The organism is Microbulbifer sp. JSM ZJ756 (genome assembly GCF_044383805.1).
GTDB lineage: Bacteria > Pseudomonadota > Gammaproteobacteria > Pseudomonadales > Cellvibrionaceae > Microbulbifer > Microbulbifer zhoushanensis.
The window spans coordinates 1-15,243 of sequence record NZ_JBISER010000003.1; the positions used below are offsets into that span (position 1 = coordinate 1).

The 15,243-nt window shown below is 62.6% G+C and carries 15 protein-coding genes; 1 reads left to right on the forward strand and 14 read right to left on the reverse strand.

What is annotated here, in order from left to right:
- Nucleotides 1-219 precede the first annotated feature (219 nt).
- The 14 genes from ACH6CX_RS06190 to ACH6CX_RS06255 all read right to left on the reverse strand — a co-directional run bounded on the left by ACH6CX_RS06190 (nucleotide 220) and on the right by ACH6CX_RS06255 (nucleotide 14,019).
- Nucleotides 220-621 carry a hypothetical protein gene (locus ACH6CX_RS06190; RefSeq protein ID WP_232940628.1) on the reverse strand — a complete coding sequence of 134 codons (402 nt, stop codon included), beginning with the start codon at nucleotides 619-621 and terminating at the stop codon, nucleotides 220-222.
- Nucleotides 622-660: 39 nt separating this feature from the next.
- Nucleotides 661-2,124 carry a 4-hydroxy-3-polyprenylbenzoate decarboxylase gene (gene ubiD / locus ACH6CX_RS06195; protein ID WP_396675189.1) on the reverse strand — a complete coding sequence of 488 codons (1,464 nt, stop codon included), beginning with the start codon at nucleotides 2,122-2,124 and terminating at the stop codon, nucleotides 661-663.
- A 149-nt stretch (nucleotides 2,125-2,273) separates the two neighbouring features.
- Nucleotides 2,274-2,543: an RNA-binding protein gene (locus ACH6CX_RS06200; RefSeq protein WP_232940626.1), complete on the reverse strand. Its 270-nt coding sequence runs from the start codon at nucleotides 2,541-2,543 to the stop codon at nucleotides 2,274-2,276.
- A 282-nt stretch (nucleotides 2,544-2,825) separates the two neighbouring features.
- The gene (gene rho, locus ACH6CX_RS06205; protein ID WP_232940625.1) at nucleotides 2,826-4,085 is read right to left on the reverse strand and encodes a transcription termination factor Rho; all 1,260 of its coding nucleotides are present in this window, start codon (nucleotides 4,083-4,085) and stop codon (nucleotides 2,826-2,828) included.
- Between the two features lie 406 nt (nucleotides 4,086-4,491).
- Nucleotides 4,492-4,821, reverse strand: a complete 330-nt coding sequence (gene trxA / locus ACH6CX_RS06210; RefSeq protein ID WP_232940624.1) for a thioredoxin TrxA — start codon at nucleotides 4,819-4,821, stop codon at nucleotides 4,492-4,494.
- A gap of 240 nt (nucleotides 4,822-5,061) precedes the next feature.
- Complete coding sequence (gene hemW / locus ACH6CX_RS06215) at nucleotides 5,062-6,276, reverse strand: radical SAM family heme chaperone HemW (protein WP_232940623.1); 1,215 nt, start codon at nucleotides 6,274-6,276, stop codon at nucleotides 5,062-5,064.
- A 2-nt stretch (nucleotides 6,277-6,278) separates the two neighbouring features.
- Complete coding sequence (rdgB, locus tag ACH6CX_RS06220; protein WP_232940621.1) at nucleotides 6,279-6,905, reverse strand: RdgB/HAM1 family non-canonical purine NTP pyrophosphatase; 627 nt, start codon at nucleotides 6,903-6,905, stop codon at nucleotides 6,279-6,281.
- 137 nt (nucleotides 6,906-7,042) lie between these two features.
- On the reverse strand, nucleotides 7,043-7,495 hold the full coding sequence (locus ACH6CX_RS06225) for a DUF4426 domain-containing protein (RefSeq protein ID WP_232940619.1): 453 nt from the start codon (nucleotides 7,493-7,495) through the stop codon (nucleotides 7,043-7,045).
- A 91-nt stretch (nucleotides 7,496-7,586) separates the two neighbouring features.
- Nucleotides 7,587-8,177: a methionine biosynthesis protein MetW gene (gene metW, locus ACH6CX_RS06230; protein ID WP_232940618.1), complete on the reverse strand. Its 591-nt coding sequence runs from the start codon at nucleotides 8,175-8,177 to the stop codon at nucleotides 7,587-7,589.
- Nucleotides 8,177-9,310, reverse strand: coding sequence for a homoserine O-acetyltransferase (locus tag ACH6CX_RS06235; protein WP_396675281.1), 1,134 nt, complete (start codon nucleotides 9,308-9,310; stop codon nucleotides 8,177-8,179). Before ACH6CX_RS06235 ends, metW begins: the two co-directional genes overlap by 1 nt.
- Nucleotides 9,311-9,534: 224 nt before the next feature.
- The gene (locus tag ACH6CX_RS06240; protein WP_232940616.1) at nucleotides 9,535-11,502 is read right to left on the reverse strand and encodes a dynamin family protein; all 1,968 of its coding nucleotides are present in this window, start codon (nucleotides 11,500-11,502) and stop codon (nucleotides 9,535-9,537) included.
- A gap of 230 nt (nucleotides 11,503-11,732) precedes the next feature.
- A complete protein-coding gene (locus ACH6CX_RS06245; protein WP_232940615.1) occupies nucleotides 11,733-12,338 on the reverse strand; it encodes a YggT family protein in 606 nt (201 codons plus the stop codon).
- Nucleotides 12,339-12,389: 51 nt separating this feature from the next.
- Nucleotides 12,390-13,217 carry a pyrroline-5-carboxylate reductase gene (proC, locus tag ACH6CX_RS06250; protein WP_334078283.1) on the reverse strand — a complete coding sequence of 276 codons (828 nt, stop codon included), beginning with the start codon at nucleotides 13,215-13,217 and terminating at the stop codon, nucleotides 12,390-12,392.
- A 103-nt stretch (nucleotides 13,218-13,320) separates the two neighbouring features.
- Nucleotides 13,321-14,019, reverse strand: coding sequence for a YggS family pyridoxal phosphate-dependent enzyme (locus ACH6CX_RS06255; protein WP_232940614.1), 699 nt, complete (start codon nucleotides 14,017-14,019; stop codon nucleotides 13,321-13,323).
- 125 nt (nucleotides 14,020-14,144) lie between these two features.
- Here ACH6CX_RS06255 and ACH6CX_RS06260 point away from each other — a divergent pair, with 125 nt between their 5' ends.
- On the forward strand, nucleotides 14,145-15,179 hold the full coding sequence (locus ACH6CX_RS06260; RefSeq protein WP_232940613.1) for a type IV pilus twitching motility protein PilT: 1,035 nt from the start codon (nucleotides 14,145-14,147) through the stop codon (nucleotides 15,177-15,179).
- Nucleotides 15,180-15,243 lie beyond the last annotated feature (64 nt).

Genomic DNA, 15,243 nt, shown 5'->3' on the forward strand with positions numbered 1-15,243 from the left:
GTCATCTTCCTTTTAGAAGTAATTCCACTGGTCCAGTTAATTTATATTTCGTTACTGTATTTCTATACAGGTGTTAGATTCTGGTAAAGTCCAAAAGCCAATCACTCCGAGGCCGACAAAATCTAACAGTTAATTCTTAGGCATGGTCATATCTGGGCATATGGGTACATATGACCATGTATGCCTATATGTAGCCATAAATGGGCAGATATGGCCATGCTACAGTTCAACGCTGGTATCTATATCGGTACATTCGTCCGCCAGCCCCTCGACCATCCGGTGTGATAGTCCCAGTGTTACGGCCATCTCCCGTTTCAGGATCCAGGCTTTGCCTCTGGCACTCCAGCGGGCCCCGGCCTGCTTGACCAGCCTGCGCATGGCGAGTTCTTCGCGGCCGACTGACAGGGCGACCGGCTCGGCACGGTCGTGTGCTTGCACAGCGGCCAGCGACACCCCGGGTGCAGGCTTTGCCCGTTCATCGATCACAAGTTCGACGGTAGTGAGGATTTTCTCGCCACAGGTGGACTCGCGGTAGCGAACGGCGCAGAGTCGCTTGCCAAAGCGGTGCTCGAATCGGCGGGCGCCCGGCTGGCCCGGGCGGATGGTCTTGATGACTTGCATGTTCCCCTCCCTGGGAATGCCTATGGTGAGTGCGGGGGATCAGAGCCCGAGCTTGTCCCACATCTGGTCTACCTTCTGGACCACGTCCGGGTCACGCTCGATGGGCTGGCCCCACTCGCGGTCGGTCTCGCCGGGCCACTTGTTGGTGGCATCAAAGCCGATCTTGGAGCCCAGGCCGGATACCGGCGAGGCGAAGTCCAGGTAATCGATGGGTGTGTTCTCCACCATCACCGTGTCCCGTGCCGGGTCCATGCGGGTGGTCATGGCCCAGATCACGTCGTTCCAGTCGCGGGTGTTTACGTCGTCGTCGGTGACGATCACAAACTTGGTGTACATAAACTGGCGCAGGAAGGACCACACGCCCATCATCACCCGCTTGGCGTGGCCGGGATACTGCTTCTTCATGCTGACCACCGCCAGCCGGTAGGAACAGCCCTCCGGGGGCAGGTAGAAGTCTTCGATCTCGGGGAACTGCTTCTTCAGGATGGGCACGAACACCTCGTTCAGGGCCTCGCCCAGCACGGCGGGCTCGTCCGGCGGGCGGCCGGTATAGGTGCTGTGGTAGATGGGGTCCTTGCGGTGGGTGATTTTCTCCACCGTGAACACGGGGAAACGATCCACCTCGTTGTAGTAACCGGTATGGTCGCCGTAGGGGCCCTCGTCGGCCATGTCGTCCGGGTAGATGAAGCCCTCCAGCACATACTCGGCACTGGCGGGTACCTGCAGGTCGCTCAGGCCGGCATCCGCCACCTCGGTCTTGTCGCCGCGCAGCAGGCCGGCGAAGGCGTATTCCGACAGGGTGTCGGGCACCGGGGTCACGGCACCGAGGATGGTGGCGGGATCGGCCCCCAGGGCCACCGCCACCGGGTAGGGCTTGCCGGGGTTGCGCTGGCACCAGTCACGGAAATCCAGCGCGCCGCCACGGTGGGACAGCCAGCGCATGATCAGCCGGTTTTTGCCAATCAGCTGCATGCGGTAGATGCCCAGGTTCTGGCGCTTCTTCTCCGGGCCGCGGGTAATGACCAGGGGCCAGGTCACCAGGGGAGCGGCGTCGCCGGGCCAGCAGGTCTGGATCGGCAGCCGGTACAGGTCGACATCCTCGCCGGTCAGCGCCACCTGCTGGCAGGGTGCGTTCTTCACCACCCGGGGGCCCATATTGAGCACCTGCTTGAACACCGGCAGCTTTTCCCAGGCATCGCGCAGGCTTTCCGGGGGCTGCGGCTCCTTGAGGAAAGCCAGCAATTCGCCCACCTCGCGCAGCTCGCGCACGCTCTCGCGGCCCATACCCAGGGCAACCCGCTCGGGGGTGCCGAACAGGTTGGCCAGTACCGGCGTATCGAAACCAACCGGGTTCTCGAACAGGAGTGCCGGTCCGCCGGCCCGCAGGACACGGTCGGCAATTTCGGTCATTTCCAGGTTCGGGTCTACCGGGTGCTTGATGCGCTTGAGCAGGCCGCGTTTTTCCAGCCGCTTGATAAAGTCGCGCAGGTCTTTGTATTTCATGCAGGTCCTGACATCGGTTTCAAACCACGCCAGTGTAAAGGACTCGGCACAAAATGGGGAATGGCAGCCCGGTGGAAACGGGTGCTGGGGAGAGAGGGGGAAACGACCCGCCGGGGGGCGGGCCGTAAAATTCTTAAGCCAGAATCAGCTTAGAAGCGGGGACGACGCGGACGATCTTCGCGCGGCTTGGCTTCGTTAACACGGATGTTACGGCCAGACAGCGGTTGATCATTCATTTCCTCGATCGCCTTACGAGCTTCGTCGTCGTTCGGCATTTCAACGAAACCGAAACCTTTAGAGCGGCCAGTCTCCCGGTCGGTGATTACAGTCGCGCGAGAGATTTCCCCGAAAGCGCCAAAAGCGTCCTGCAGGTCTTCGGAGGTTACCGCGTAGGCCAGATTTCCAATATAGATATTCACAAAAAGTTCTCACTGAGTATGTGGGCTGTCGTGCAAGTCACAAATGGATAACCAGCTCCACCAGATCATCCATCTGAGATTGACCCCTGTCGCCTGCCACAAAATGACTGGCTTGGGCCAATTCGGTCGGGCGTCGTTCGTTCAATACACATCCAGCGCCACAATGTGGGACTTTATATGCCTAACGGCTCGCCTTTTCAATACAAATCGGCGTAAATAATCGCCAATTTCGTCGCGTATTCAAAGCGGGCACCCGCTCAGGTGCCCGATTGTGAATCGCTATTATTTCCGTTTCATGGACAGGAAGAATTCATCGTTGGTCTTGAAGTCCTTCAGCTTGTCGATCAGGAACTCGGTGGCCGCCATATCTTCCATATCGTGCAGCAGCTTGCGCAGGATCCAGACCCGCTGCAGCTCGCCTTCCGGCATCAGCAGCTCCTCACGGCGGGTGCCGGAGCGGCGCACATTGATGGCCGGGTAGACGCGCTTCTCGGCGATCTTGCGGTCCAGCTGCAGTTCCATGTTACCGGTACCCTTGAACTCCTCGAAGATCACTTCGTCCATCTTGGAGCCGGTATCCACCAGCGCGGTGGCGATGATCGACAGGCTGCCGCCCTCTTCGATGTTACGCGCGGCACCGAAGAAGCGCTTGGGGCGCTCCAGTGCGTGGGCGTCCACACCGCCGGTCAGGACCTTGCCGGAACTCGGTACGGTAGTGTTGTACGCGCGCGCCAGGCGGGTGATGGAGTCCAGCAGGATCACCACGTCCTTCTTGTGCTCCACCAGGCGCTTGGCCTTCTCGATCACCATCTCGGCCACCTGGACGTGGCGCGCCGGCGGCTCGTCGAAGGTGGAGGCCACGACCTCACCGCGGACGGAGCGCTGCATCTCGGTGACTTCTTCCGGGCGCTCGTCGATCAGCAGGACGATCAGGTGGCACTCCGGGTTGTTGCGGGTGATGGCCTGGGCCATGTTCTGCAACATGATGGTCTTACCGGCCTTGGGCGGTGCCACGATCAGCCCGCGCTGGCCCTTGCCGATCGGCGCCACCAGGTCGATGATGCGGCCAATCAGGTCCTCGGAGGAACCGTTGCCACACTCGAGGGTCAGGCGGTTGTTGGGGAACAGCGGGGTGAGGTTTTCGAAGAGGATCTTGCTGCGGGCGTTTTCCGGCTTGTCGAAGTTGATCTCGCTGACTTTCAGCAGCGCGAAGTAGCGCTCGCCCTCTTTCGGCGGCCGGATCTTGCCGGCAATGGAGTCACCGGTACGCAGGTTAAAGCGCCGGATCTGGCTGGGGGACACATAGATGTCGTCGGGGCCCGCCAGGTAGGAAGAGTCGGCAGAGCGCAAAAAACCAAAACCATCCTGCAGGATTTCCAGGACACCGTCGCCGTAGATATCTTCACCGCTCTTCGCGTGACGCTTGAGGATGTTGAAGATAATGTCCTGCTTGCGCGAGCGGGCCAGGTTTTCGAGGCCCATGCCCTTGGCAATTTCAATCAGCTCTTCAATGGGTTTGGTTTTTAATTCGGAAAGATTCATACCAATTGCTTTATTAACGTTTCTGTTTTCAATTGGCGCGGACGCGCCTGATTTTTTAGGAGGGGTTTGAGAAATCTGTTCTATCTTGCCCACGCTTGGATGCCCAGGTTATGGCCGAAATCAGGTTTGCCGCGAACGCGACAACATCAGGGGAAATCATACCGCTCTCAAGCCAGCTAATCGGGCAGCTCAGCTTCAGAAAAGTTCAACTCGAGGAGTTTGTGCGCCGGGGGGTCTGTAACCTTGCGGAGGGGCGACTTGGTTCAGCTCGGTCCAGATCAGTTAGTTGGCTCGTCGGAGCGGTTTCAAGAATGATAGCCAGTATAACGGCAGAATGCCATCCTGCAAGGGGTATTTGCCCCCCGCAGGACGGGGCGGCCGGGCAATCCCGGCCAGGGGGCCAGCCTTACAGCTGGCTGTCGATAAACTCGGTCAGCTGGGCGCGGGACAGGGCGCCGACCTTGGTGCCTTCCACATTGCCGCCCTTGAACAGCAGCAGGGTCGGGATACCGCGGACATTGTACTTGGCCGGGGATTCCTTGTTGGCATCCACGTCGACCTTGACGATCTTCAGCTTGTCGCCATAGTGACCGGCCAGGTCTTCCAGTACCGGAGCGATCATCTTGCAGGGGCCGCACCATTGCGCCCAGAAATCTACCAGTACCGGGCCCTCGGCCTTCAGAACCTCGGCTTCGAATTCGGCGTCGGTGACATTGACAATAGCGTTATCGCTCATATTGCTTTCCTGTTCTCTGGGTTACTCGGTGCGGTCGACCCCGCGGCGGGGTGCCGGCACATGATAAGGATTGCCCGGCCCCACCCGCAAGGGATGGCCCCGGGGCACCGTTTCCCCCCTAGATGGGGGCACAGGTGCCGGTTTCAAGCCCGTCAACTGCAGGCCTGCCCACTGGTTCAATTATGGCCCCTGGTCCCCGGGGCGGGTTCCCGGTTGGCTCAGGGCTGGTTGCAGGTTCGCTCAGGGCTGTTCCAGGAACCGCTGCAGGATCTCGTCAAGGTAGTCGAAGCCGAAGGTGCTGGCGGCGATGCGCGGCCCCAGTGGCTGTACCAGCTGCAGTTGCTCAAGCGATGGCCACTGGCGCTCCAGCACCGCCAGCGGCAGCCCGGTATAGGGGGCGAAGCTCCCCACCGGCACGCCACGGACCAGTCGCAACGCATTCATCAGGAACTCCAGCGGCAACTCCTCGGTGGCCACGGCCTCCACCAGCGGCAACTCCAGCGCATCCTCGCCGTTAGCCAGCGGTAGCGCTTCAGCGCCTGCGGCCCGCGGAAGCGCTAAATAGTGCCGGGGGGCACGGGTGCGGCGGCTGCGCAGTATCCGCCCCTCCCCGGGCAGCGTGACCTTGCCGTGGGCACCGGCGCCGATGCCCAGGTAGTCGCCAAAGGACCAGTAATTGAGGTTGTGGCGGGACTCCAGCCCCGCCTGGCAGTAGGCGGACACCTCGTAGCGGCCGTAGCCCTGCAGCGCCAGGTACTCGCGGCCGGAACCCTGCATGGAGACAATATGGGCGGGACCCGGCACCACCGGCGGCGCACTGTAAAAGGCAGTATTGGGCTCGATGGTCAGCTGGTACCAGGAGATATGCTCCGGCGCCAGTGACACCGCCCGGCGCAGGTCCGCCAGCGCCTCTTCCTCGGACTGCTGCGGCAGGCCGTGCATCAGGTCCAGGTTGATATTGTCGAAGCCCGCCCGGCGTGCCATTTCCAGCGCGCCCTCGGCCTCGCTGCCGGAGTGGATCCGGCCCAGGTTATCCAGCTGTTGCGTATCAAAGCTCTGCACCCCGATCGACAGCCGGTTGACCCCGGCGGCGCGGTAGCCGGCGAACTTGGCCTGCTCGAAGGTGCCCGGGTTTGCCTCCAGGGTGATCTCGATATCATCCGCAAAGCCTACTTCCCGCTCCGCAGCGGCGAGAATGGCACCGATGGCCTGCGGCGAGAACAGGCTCGGGGTGCCACCGCCGAAGAAGATGCTCTGCAACCGGCGCCCCTGCGCCCACAGCCGCTGGCTGCGCAGGTCACGCTCCAGCTGCGCCACGTATTCCGTCTCAGGCAGCGTTTCGCCGGCGGCGTGGGAATTGAAGTCGCAGTAGGGGCATTTGCGCACACACCAGGGAATATGCACATAGAGGCTCAGCGGCGGCAGCGCCAGCAGCTTGTCACGCTCTTCCGCCAACTTCAGTTCCCACCCTTTATCTGTTCACGCCCCATCAATTCCTGCCAGAGTTGCCCGAACTGCTGCACCGCCCGGGCGCGGTGACTGATGCGGTTTTTCACCTCGCGCGGCAGCTCCGCGGAACTGCAGCCCTGCTCTTCCACATAGAACAGCGGGTCGTAACCAAAGCCCTGCTCCCCGGCCGGCTCCCGCAGGATACGCCCGCTCCAGCGCGCACTGCACACCAGCGGTACCGGGTCGTCATGGGAACGCACGAACGCCAGGGCACAATGGAAGCTCGCTCCCCGGCGCTCGTCGGGCACATCCGCCAGCGCCTCCAGGAGCTTGCGGTTGTTGTCCGCGTCACTGGCGTCACTGCCTGCGTAGCGGGCCGAATAGATGCCCGGTGCACCGCCAAGTGCGTCCACCGCCAGGCCTGAGTCATCGGCAAGCGCCGGTAACCCGCTGATGCGGCTGGCATGGCGCGCCTTGATCAGGGCGTTCTCGATAAAGCTGAGGCCGGTTTCATCGGCCTCCGGCACATCGAAATCGGACTGCGGTGCCACCTCGATGTCCCAGCTTGAGAAAAGCTGGGAAAATTCGCGTAACTTGCCGGCATTGCCACTGGCCAGCACGATCTTGTCAAACATTCAGGAATTCCAGGATTTGTCTTTTATTGCCGGTATGCGGCTACCGCCACCGTCGATGCGGTAGCGCAACGTAAAAGCGAGCGCCAGGCGCTCGCTTTGCTTGCTTTCCAGGTAACGCCGTCGGGAATGGCCGGCCTTCAGCCGCGCTCCAGCTTGCGCCGGAAAGTAATGGTCTCGGTGCGGCCATCGGGCAGTTTGACATTCACATTGAACGTCAGCACCTCTTCATCCTCGAAACGCAGGGGTGCCAGGTAATAAACTGCATCCCCGTCGCGAATCTCGGTGAATTCCAGGTTGCGCGACTGTTGCATCAGGTTGCTGGCGGTTCCCGACATCTCGGAGGCCAGCCCCTTGGTGCCGCCGTCTTTTTTCACCACCGACACATTGACGAAGGCGCGGTCACCGGCGCGCACCAACTGGTAGTTCTGCGCAATCTCCGGTTTGATGAAATCGCTGTTGAATACCGAATAGATCACCCGGTAGTCACCGAAATCCTCATGGCTCTTGATGATCTTGGCTTCCTGCGCCGCGGCGCTGGCAGCCCAGAACAGCAGCACGGCGGCGCCCACTGCGGCTAAGATGCGTTTCACGTTCACCTCCTCTGTCACCTGCGGTGCGCGGTCTGCGTGGCCCGGTTACAGCGGGGCCGCATGGCGCGCTTTTACTTTTACTAGATTCAGTTTAGCGAGTGAGATGGTAAATTGCCGTCTCGCCGAACAGATTGGGCAGGAAATCCTTGAACGCCCTGCCTGGCAATGACTCTGATACTACCTGCCGGTGCAGGATAGTCCAGTCGTTCTCCCGACAGAGCAGGTCAAAGTCCCGGAAAGTACAAAAATGAATATTGGGCGTGTCGTACCACTCAAATGGTAATAAATCCGACACGGGCATACGCCCGGAAAAGGCCAGGTGCCAGCGTGCGCTCCACTGGCCGAAGTTGGGGAAGGTAATGATGCACTCACGCCCCACCCGCAGCATCTCCCGCACTACCAGGTGTGGCTGGCGCAGGGTCTGCAGGGCCTGGGTCATCACCACCGTATCAAAACTGCCGTCGGCAAAATTGCCCAGGCCCTGGTCCAGGTTCTGCTCCACCACATTGACCCCGCGCGCCAGGCAGCGCTCGATCTGTCCGTGGTCGATTTCCAGGCCGTAGCCACTCACCTGCTTGTGGCGGCCGAGCTGCTCCAGCAACAGGCCATCGCCACAGCCCAGGTCCAGTACGCGGGTATGCGGCGCGATCCACTCCTGGATGATGTCCAGATCGATACGCATCAGCCGTTCACCTCTTCACTGCATTCCGCGGCAACGCCTGCCATATAGGTGCCGAACACCCGTCGATAGCGATCATTGGGCAACAGGAAGGCGTCATGTCCCATGGCGGACTCAATCTCGGCGTAGCTGACAGGAATATTGGCGTGCATCAATGCGTCGGCAGTTTCCCGCGACCGCTCGGGCGCAAAGCGCCAGTCGGACGTGAACGACAGCAACAGGAAACGGCAGCGGGCATGGGAGAAAGCCGCCACCGGGTCGTCGCCGTATTCCCGCGCCAGGTCAAAATAATCCAGTGCACGGGTCATCAGGATATAGGTGTTGGGGTCGAAGCTGCTGGAGAAGGTATCGCCTTGGTAACGCAGGTAACTCTGCACCTGGAATTCCACTTCTTCCTCCGCCCCCAGGCGGAAGCTGCCGGAGCGCAGTTCGCGCCCGAACTTGCGTCCCAGGCCATCATCGGACAGGTAGGTGATGTGGCCAATCATGCGCGCCACGGCCAGGCCCCGGCGGGGCAGCTGACCCTGTTCCAGGTAGCGGCCCTCGCAGAAGTCCGGGTCCGAGGTAATCGCCTGCCGTGCCGTCTCGTTGAAGGCAATGTTCTGCGCCGAGAGCTTCATTGCCGAGGCGATCACCACGCAGTGGCGTAACCGCTCCGGGTACTCGAGTGCCCAGCGCATTGCCTGCATGCCACCCAGGCTGCCGCCAATCACTGCGGCCCACTGATCGATGCCGAGGACATCGGCCAGCCGCGCCTGGCTGTGCACCCAGTCGCGCACGCGCAGCATGGGGAAATCCGGCCCCCAGGGCCGGCCCGTTTCCGGGTTGGTGTCCGCCGGGCCGGTGGAACCGTGGCAGCCCCCCAGGTTATTCAGCGACACCACGAAAAAGCGGTCGGTATCGATCGGCTTGCCGGGCCCAATATAGTTGTCCCACCAGCCGGGGCGCTTGTCGTCGGGATGGTGGCGCCCGGCGGCGTGGTGATGGCCGGACAACGCGTGGCAGATCAGCACCGCATTGCTGCGCTCGGCATTGAGCTCGCCATAGGTTTCGTAAACGAGCGTGTAGTCACGCAGCGTGCGCCCACAGGCCAGTTCCAGTGGCTCACTGAATGTATGCCGCTGCGGTACCACAATACCGACTGAGCCCGCCGCACTGGCTGGGCCGGATCCGGAGGGCGCGGCACCGGCAGGCTGCGGGCGCGCGTCTGCTGAGGGGGAGACTTTTTCCGTGGACAAGGCGGCTTCGCTTGGTGATCAGAATCGGGGCCCCCGGGCACACTGCTGCACGCCAGTGCGGCGATCGGGGCGTGCGGCAAGTTTACGGGAGCGCGCCGGAAAATTACAAATGATGGCCAGCGTCAGTTGCTGGCCGGGGCCTTCAGCGGGGTCACATTGCTGGCCCGGGGCGGCGGGGCCACCGGACGCGGTGATGGCGCGCTACGGCGCAGCAGCTCTTCCAGGGATGCCAGCGCGCTGTCGTTGCGCACCACTTCGCTCTCCAGCGCACGCAGGTCGGTGCGCTTGCTCTGGGTCTTCTGCTTCAGCTCGGTAAGCTTGATCAGGTGCCGGTTCAGCAGGTGCTTCTGGTACTGCGCGTGCTGTTTGAGGGGTTCCAGCGCCTGGTCGAGCCAGCCATCGGCAGCGGAAATCAGCTGGCTGTAGAGCCGGCCCACCTCGCTGGCGAGGGTGGCCAGGAAGCGCTCCGTCAGGCGGTTGCGGCGCGCCAGCAATAGCTGCGGCGAGCGGCGCAGCTGGGCCGCCTGGCGGTGCAGGCCGCGCAGGGCAGCGCGGAAGCTGCCCATGTCGAGATGCTGTTCACTGGCATCCAGGTGACTCAGCGAGGAGCGCTCGAAGATCGCATCCACCACCCGGTTAGCCTGTTCCGCCTCGCGTTCCAGGCTGCCCAGCTGGTGATCCACACCGTGCATGAAATCGTCGATGGCCTTGGCCAGTCCCAGCGGCGTCCAGCGCTCGTAGAGCGCGCGACTGGTTTCCTCGATCAGGGTCTGCAGCTGCTGGCTGGACACCGGCTCCAGCAGGGCCGCACGCTGGCGGGCCAGCATGCGCTGGCTGGATTTCAGGGTCAGCAGCTCCTGGTGGCAGAGCTTGTGTTGCTCGCGGGCGGTCTTGTGCAGGGCCACCAGCTCTTCCAGTTGCTCCTTGGTGGTGCCGCTGTTCTGCTCCAGGTGGGACAGTGCCGCGCGACCGCTGTTGAGCCGGCGCTTGAGCAGGTCGCGGGTATCCGCCATCAGCGTCAGTGCCTGGTGCAGGGAGCGGTGCTCGGAAACTTTCTGGCGGTGCTCCAGCAGGCGCTCCACCAGCATGCGCTCGAAGTCCTGGAAATGGCTGTCCCGCAGCAGCTGCGGGTCGCGCTGGTGCCGTGCCACCAGGGCCTGCTTGGCGGACACCCCCACCACGCTCTCCATCGGCAGCTCCAGCAGCTTGGCAACCTGCGCGCGCATACCGCGCAGCATCTGCTCGTGATCCTCGTCCGGGTCTCCCCAGAGCACATCGATCTTGTTCAGCAGCGCCATTACCGCGGTGCCGCGGTGTTCCTTCAACGGCACCAGGTGGGTCTCCCACATATTCAGGTCAGTACCGCTTACGCCCGCATCGGCGGACAGCAGGAAGGCCACCGCCTGGGCACTGGGCAGTGTGCTCAGGGTCAGTTCCGGCTCGTTGCCCAGGGCATTGAGCCCCGGTGTATCGAGGATGCGCAGTCCCTGTGACAGCAGCGGGTGCGGCAGGCAGATCAGGGCATAGCGCCAGGCCGGGATCTCCACCAGGTTGCCGTGGCTGTCCAGGTGGCGACGATCGAAGCCATAGCGCGCGGCCTCCTCCGGGGTAACCGTTTTGCTCGCGGCCACTTTCTGCAGCGCCGCGCGGGTCGCCTCCGGGTCATCGGCATTGAACTGGTGCGAGACCCATTTCTGCGGGATGCGCCGGAAGCTTTCCAGGCTGGTATTGGTGGACAGGGTTTCGATGGGCAACAGGCGCAGGCTGGCCTTGTCGCTGCCGTCGCTGTAGATCTCGGTGGGGCACATGGTGGTGCGCCCCGGCTTGGACGGCAGCAGGCGCTTGCCATAAGTATGGGACAGCAGCGCGTTGATCAGTTCGGTCTTGCCCCGGGAGAACTCGCCCACCAGCGCCAGCGTGAACTGGTCCTCCGCCAGCAGCGCGCGGGCCTGCCGCACTACCTGGCGGGCGCCGGCGGAGTTGGGGAAGTGCTGCTCCAGCCAGTTATTGAACTCGTCAAACTGGTGGTCGAGCGCTTTCTTCCAGCGGTCGTACTCGGCAATGTGCTGTCGCAAGATGGCGTCTTCCATGTATTCCTGTTGTTCTTCTACTGCTGCTTTATTTTGCGAATTTCCCGGGGAGCGGGGCATTGTCCGCTAACAGGGACATTTATAAAAGCTGGCGCGCAAGCAAAATGCGACCCAGTGCGCGGAATACACACACAAGCCGGGAATTCATGCGGCGTTTAACGCCCAGGCGGCGCAGGCCGGGGGCGGGCAGGAATCGCCGGGCGCACGGCGCCCGGCGGGACAGCGGTGGATCAGAAAGGAATATGCCAGAACAGGCTGTAGACAAATGCCGGCATGCTGGCGGCCTGGGCAAACCCTACCAGCAGCTTGTCCGCCACTGTCAGCAGGATAAACAGGAAGATCGGGCTGATGTCGATCATTCCCAGCGGCGGGATGACTTTGCGTATCGGGCCCATGAAGGGCTCCAGCAGCTGGTGCAACAACAGCAGCGCCGGATGGCTGCTCTGCGGTGCAATCCAGCTGAACACGATTGAAATCAGCATTCCCACGAACACGATGGCGATAGTGGTGCTGATACAGCCGATCAACGACCACAACAGCGCGCTCAATGGGTTCACCAGTCCGGCCCCGATCATAAAACCGCACACGATAATCATCACGGTGCCCACCAGCAGCGCCAGCACCAGCGACGCCATGTCGACGCCGAACATCCCGGGCACCACCTTGCGCAGCGGCAGCAGCAGCGGATTGGTGACTTTCACCACGCCCTGGGAGATGGGATTGTAAAAATCGGCCCGCGCCAGCTGCAGCAGGAAGCGCAGCAGTACCGCGAACAGGAAGAGAATCCCCAGTGTAGCGACCAGAAAAACGCCGATATTGGAAAACGTATTGCCCATGAATTGTCCCTGTTAGCTCTGTTATGGGGTCGTTGCCGTAAAGGTGCCCGGCTACTGGTCAAGCTCGCGCGCCATCTGCGCAGCGCGTTCCGCACAGTCGCCCATGGCCTGTTCCACCAGCGACTTCAGGCCACCCTGCTCGAAGCAGCGGATGGCGCGCTCCGTGGTGCCACCGGGAGACATCACGTTGCGGCGCAGCTGGGCCACATCGACGTCGCTGGCCGTGGCCAGTTTCGCCGCACCCAGAGCGGTTTGCAAGGTGAGCCGCTCGGCGTCTGCACGGGCCATGCCGGCCTTCTCCGCCGCATCGATCATCGACTCCATAAAGAGGAAGTAGTAAGCCGGCCCGGAGCCTGACACCGCAATCACCTGGTCGATGCCGGATTCCTCATCGACCCAGTGGGCCAGCCCCACCGCCTCGGCAATGCGCTGCGCCTGGCCGCGCTGCTCCTCACTGACATCGTCCGCCGCAAACAGACCGGTGACGCCAGTGCCCACCAGCGCCGGCGTGTTGGGCATGGCCCGCACAACCGGCACCCCTTCACCCAGCCAGCGCTGGTAGGCAGCGAGGGGAATACCCGCCGCCAGGGTTACCACCAGCGGCCGGCGCTCCTGCACCACGTCGCGGATGGATTCACACAGGTCCTTCATCACCTGCGGCTTGACCGAGAGCACCAGGATATCGGTATCGGCGATGGCCGCCGCGTTGTCCGTGCCCACCGGCACCCCGGTGCGGGCGGCAAAGGCATCCAGCTTCTGCCGGTCGCGACCGGTCGCCAGGATCCTGTCCGCGGGGTAGCCATCCGCCACCAGCCCGCCGATTACCGCACCGGCCATGTTGCCGGCGCCACCGATAAATACCATTCTGGGTGTGTCCACTGTTACCTCTCGTCGTTGGATCCTGTTGTGCCTGTGCCGCGCGGGCGTGGGCTAATTATGGCCGCCGGGGCGGGCCTGTGGGAATGGCGCCCGCCACTGCAACTTACTGGTCGCGCCGCCCGAAGATATCCGTGCCCACCCGTACCATCGTGCTGCCTGCCTCGATTGCCGCCTCCAGGTCCCCGGACATCCCCATCGACAGGGTGTCCAGCGGCGCCCCGGGCAGTTCCTCACGCAACTGCTGCAGCAGCGCCGCCAGCGCCGCAAACGGCTCACGCTGCGCCGCCGCATCTGCCCGCGGGGCGGGAATCGCCATCAGGCCCCGCAGCCGCAGGCCGGGCAATCCGGCGACGGCCCGCGCCAGCGCCGGCAGCTCTGCCGGCGCCACTCCGGACTTGCTCTCCTCGGCATCGATATTCACCTGCAGGCAGATATTCAGCGGTGCCATCCCCGCCGGTCGCTGTTCCGACAGCCGCCGGGCAATTTTCAGCCGGTCCACGGTATGCAGCCACTGGAAATGCTCCGCCACGGCGCGGGTCTTGTTCGACTGCAGCGGGCCGATGAAATGCCAGCAGATCGACAGGCCTGACAGTTCAGCCTGCTTGTCCAGAGCCTCCTGCAGGTAGTTTTCGCCAAAATCGCGCTGCCCCGCAGCAAAGGCTGCGCGCAGGTCTTCAGCCGGCTTGGTCTTGGAAACCGCCAGCAGTGTCACGCTGTCACTGTCGCGACCGCAGCTACGGCAACATGTGACAATCCGCTCACGCACGCGATTGAGGTTTTCGGTGATATCCGCTTTGCGCATATACTAGGTCCGGTACCAGAAATGGGCGGATTGTACTAACAGAGTCCGGGGAAGGCATATGCTGCCGCCTCGCACAGGTTAAATAATCACCAGAACAGGTCCGCCGAGAACAATAAGGTAGCAGTATGGACATCACAGAACTCCTCGCCTTCAGCGCCAAGCAGAACGCTTCCGACTTGCACCTCTCCGCCGGGCTGCCGCCGATGATCCGGGTGGATGGCGATGTGCGCCGCATCAACCTGCCCCCGATGGAGCACAAGGAGGTCCACGCGCTGATCTATGAGATCATGAACGACAAGCAGCGCAAGGATTTCGAGGAGTTCCTGGAAACGGACTTCTCCTTCGAAGTCCCGGGCGTCGCCCGCTTCCGGGTCAACGCCTTCAACCACAACCGCGGTGCCGGCGCCGTGTTCCGGACCATTCCCTCCAAGGTACTGACCATGGAGGACCTGGGCATGGGCCAGGTGTTCAAGCAGATCTCCGACATGCCGCGCGGCCTGGTGCTGGTCACCGGCCCCACCGGTTCCGGTAAGTCCACCAGCCTGGCGGCCATGGTGGACTACATCAATGACAACAAGTACGAGCACATCCTCACCGTCGAGGACCCGATCGAATTCGTGCACGAATCCAAGAAGTGCCTGGTGAACCAGCGCGAGGTGCACCGCGACACCCACGGCTTCGCCGAGGCACTGCGCTCCGCCCTGCGGGAAGACCCGGACATCATCCTCGTGGGCGAGATGCGTGACCTGGAGACCATTCGTCTGGCGCTCACCGCCGCGGAGACTGGCCACCTGGTATTCGGCACCCTGCACACCACCTCCGCCGCCAAGACCATCGACCGGGTGGTTGACGTGTTCCCGGCCGCGGAAAAGGCCATGGTGCGCTCAATGCTGTCGGAATCCCTGCAGGCGGTGATCTCCCAGACGCTGATGAAGCGCGTCGGTGGCGGCCGCGTGGCGGCACATGAAATCATGCGCGGCACCCCGGCGATCCGTAACCTGATCCGTGAGGACAAGATCGCGCAGATGTACTCCGCCATCCAGACCGGCGCCAATGTGGGCATGCAGACCATGGACCAGTGCCTCCAGGACCTGGTCGAGAAGCGCATCATCAGCCGCGAGACGGCGCGCGAAAAAGCCAAGATGCCGGAAAATTTCTAACACCGGCAAACCGGTGTCAGCCAGTGCGGGGCCACGGCCCTGCCAGCGGGCCGCAAGCCCGCCA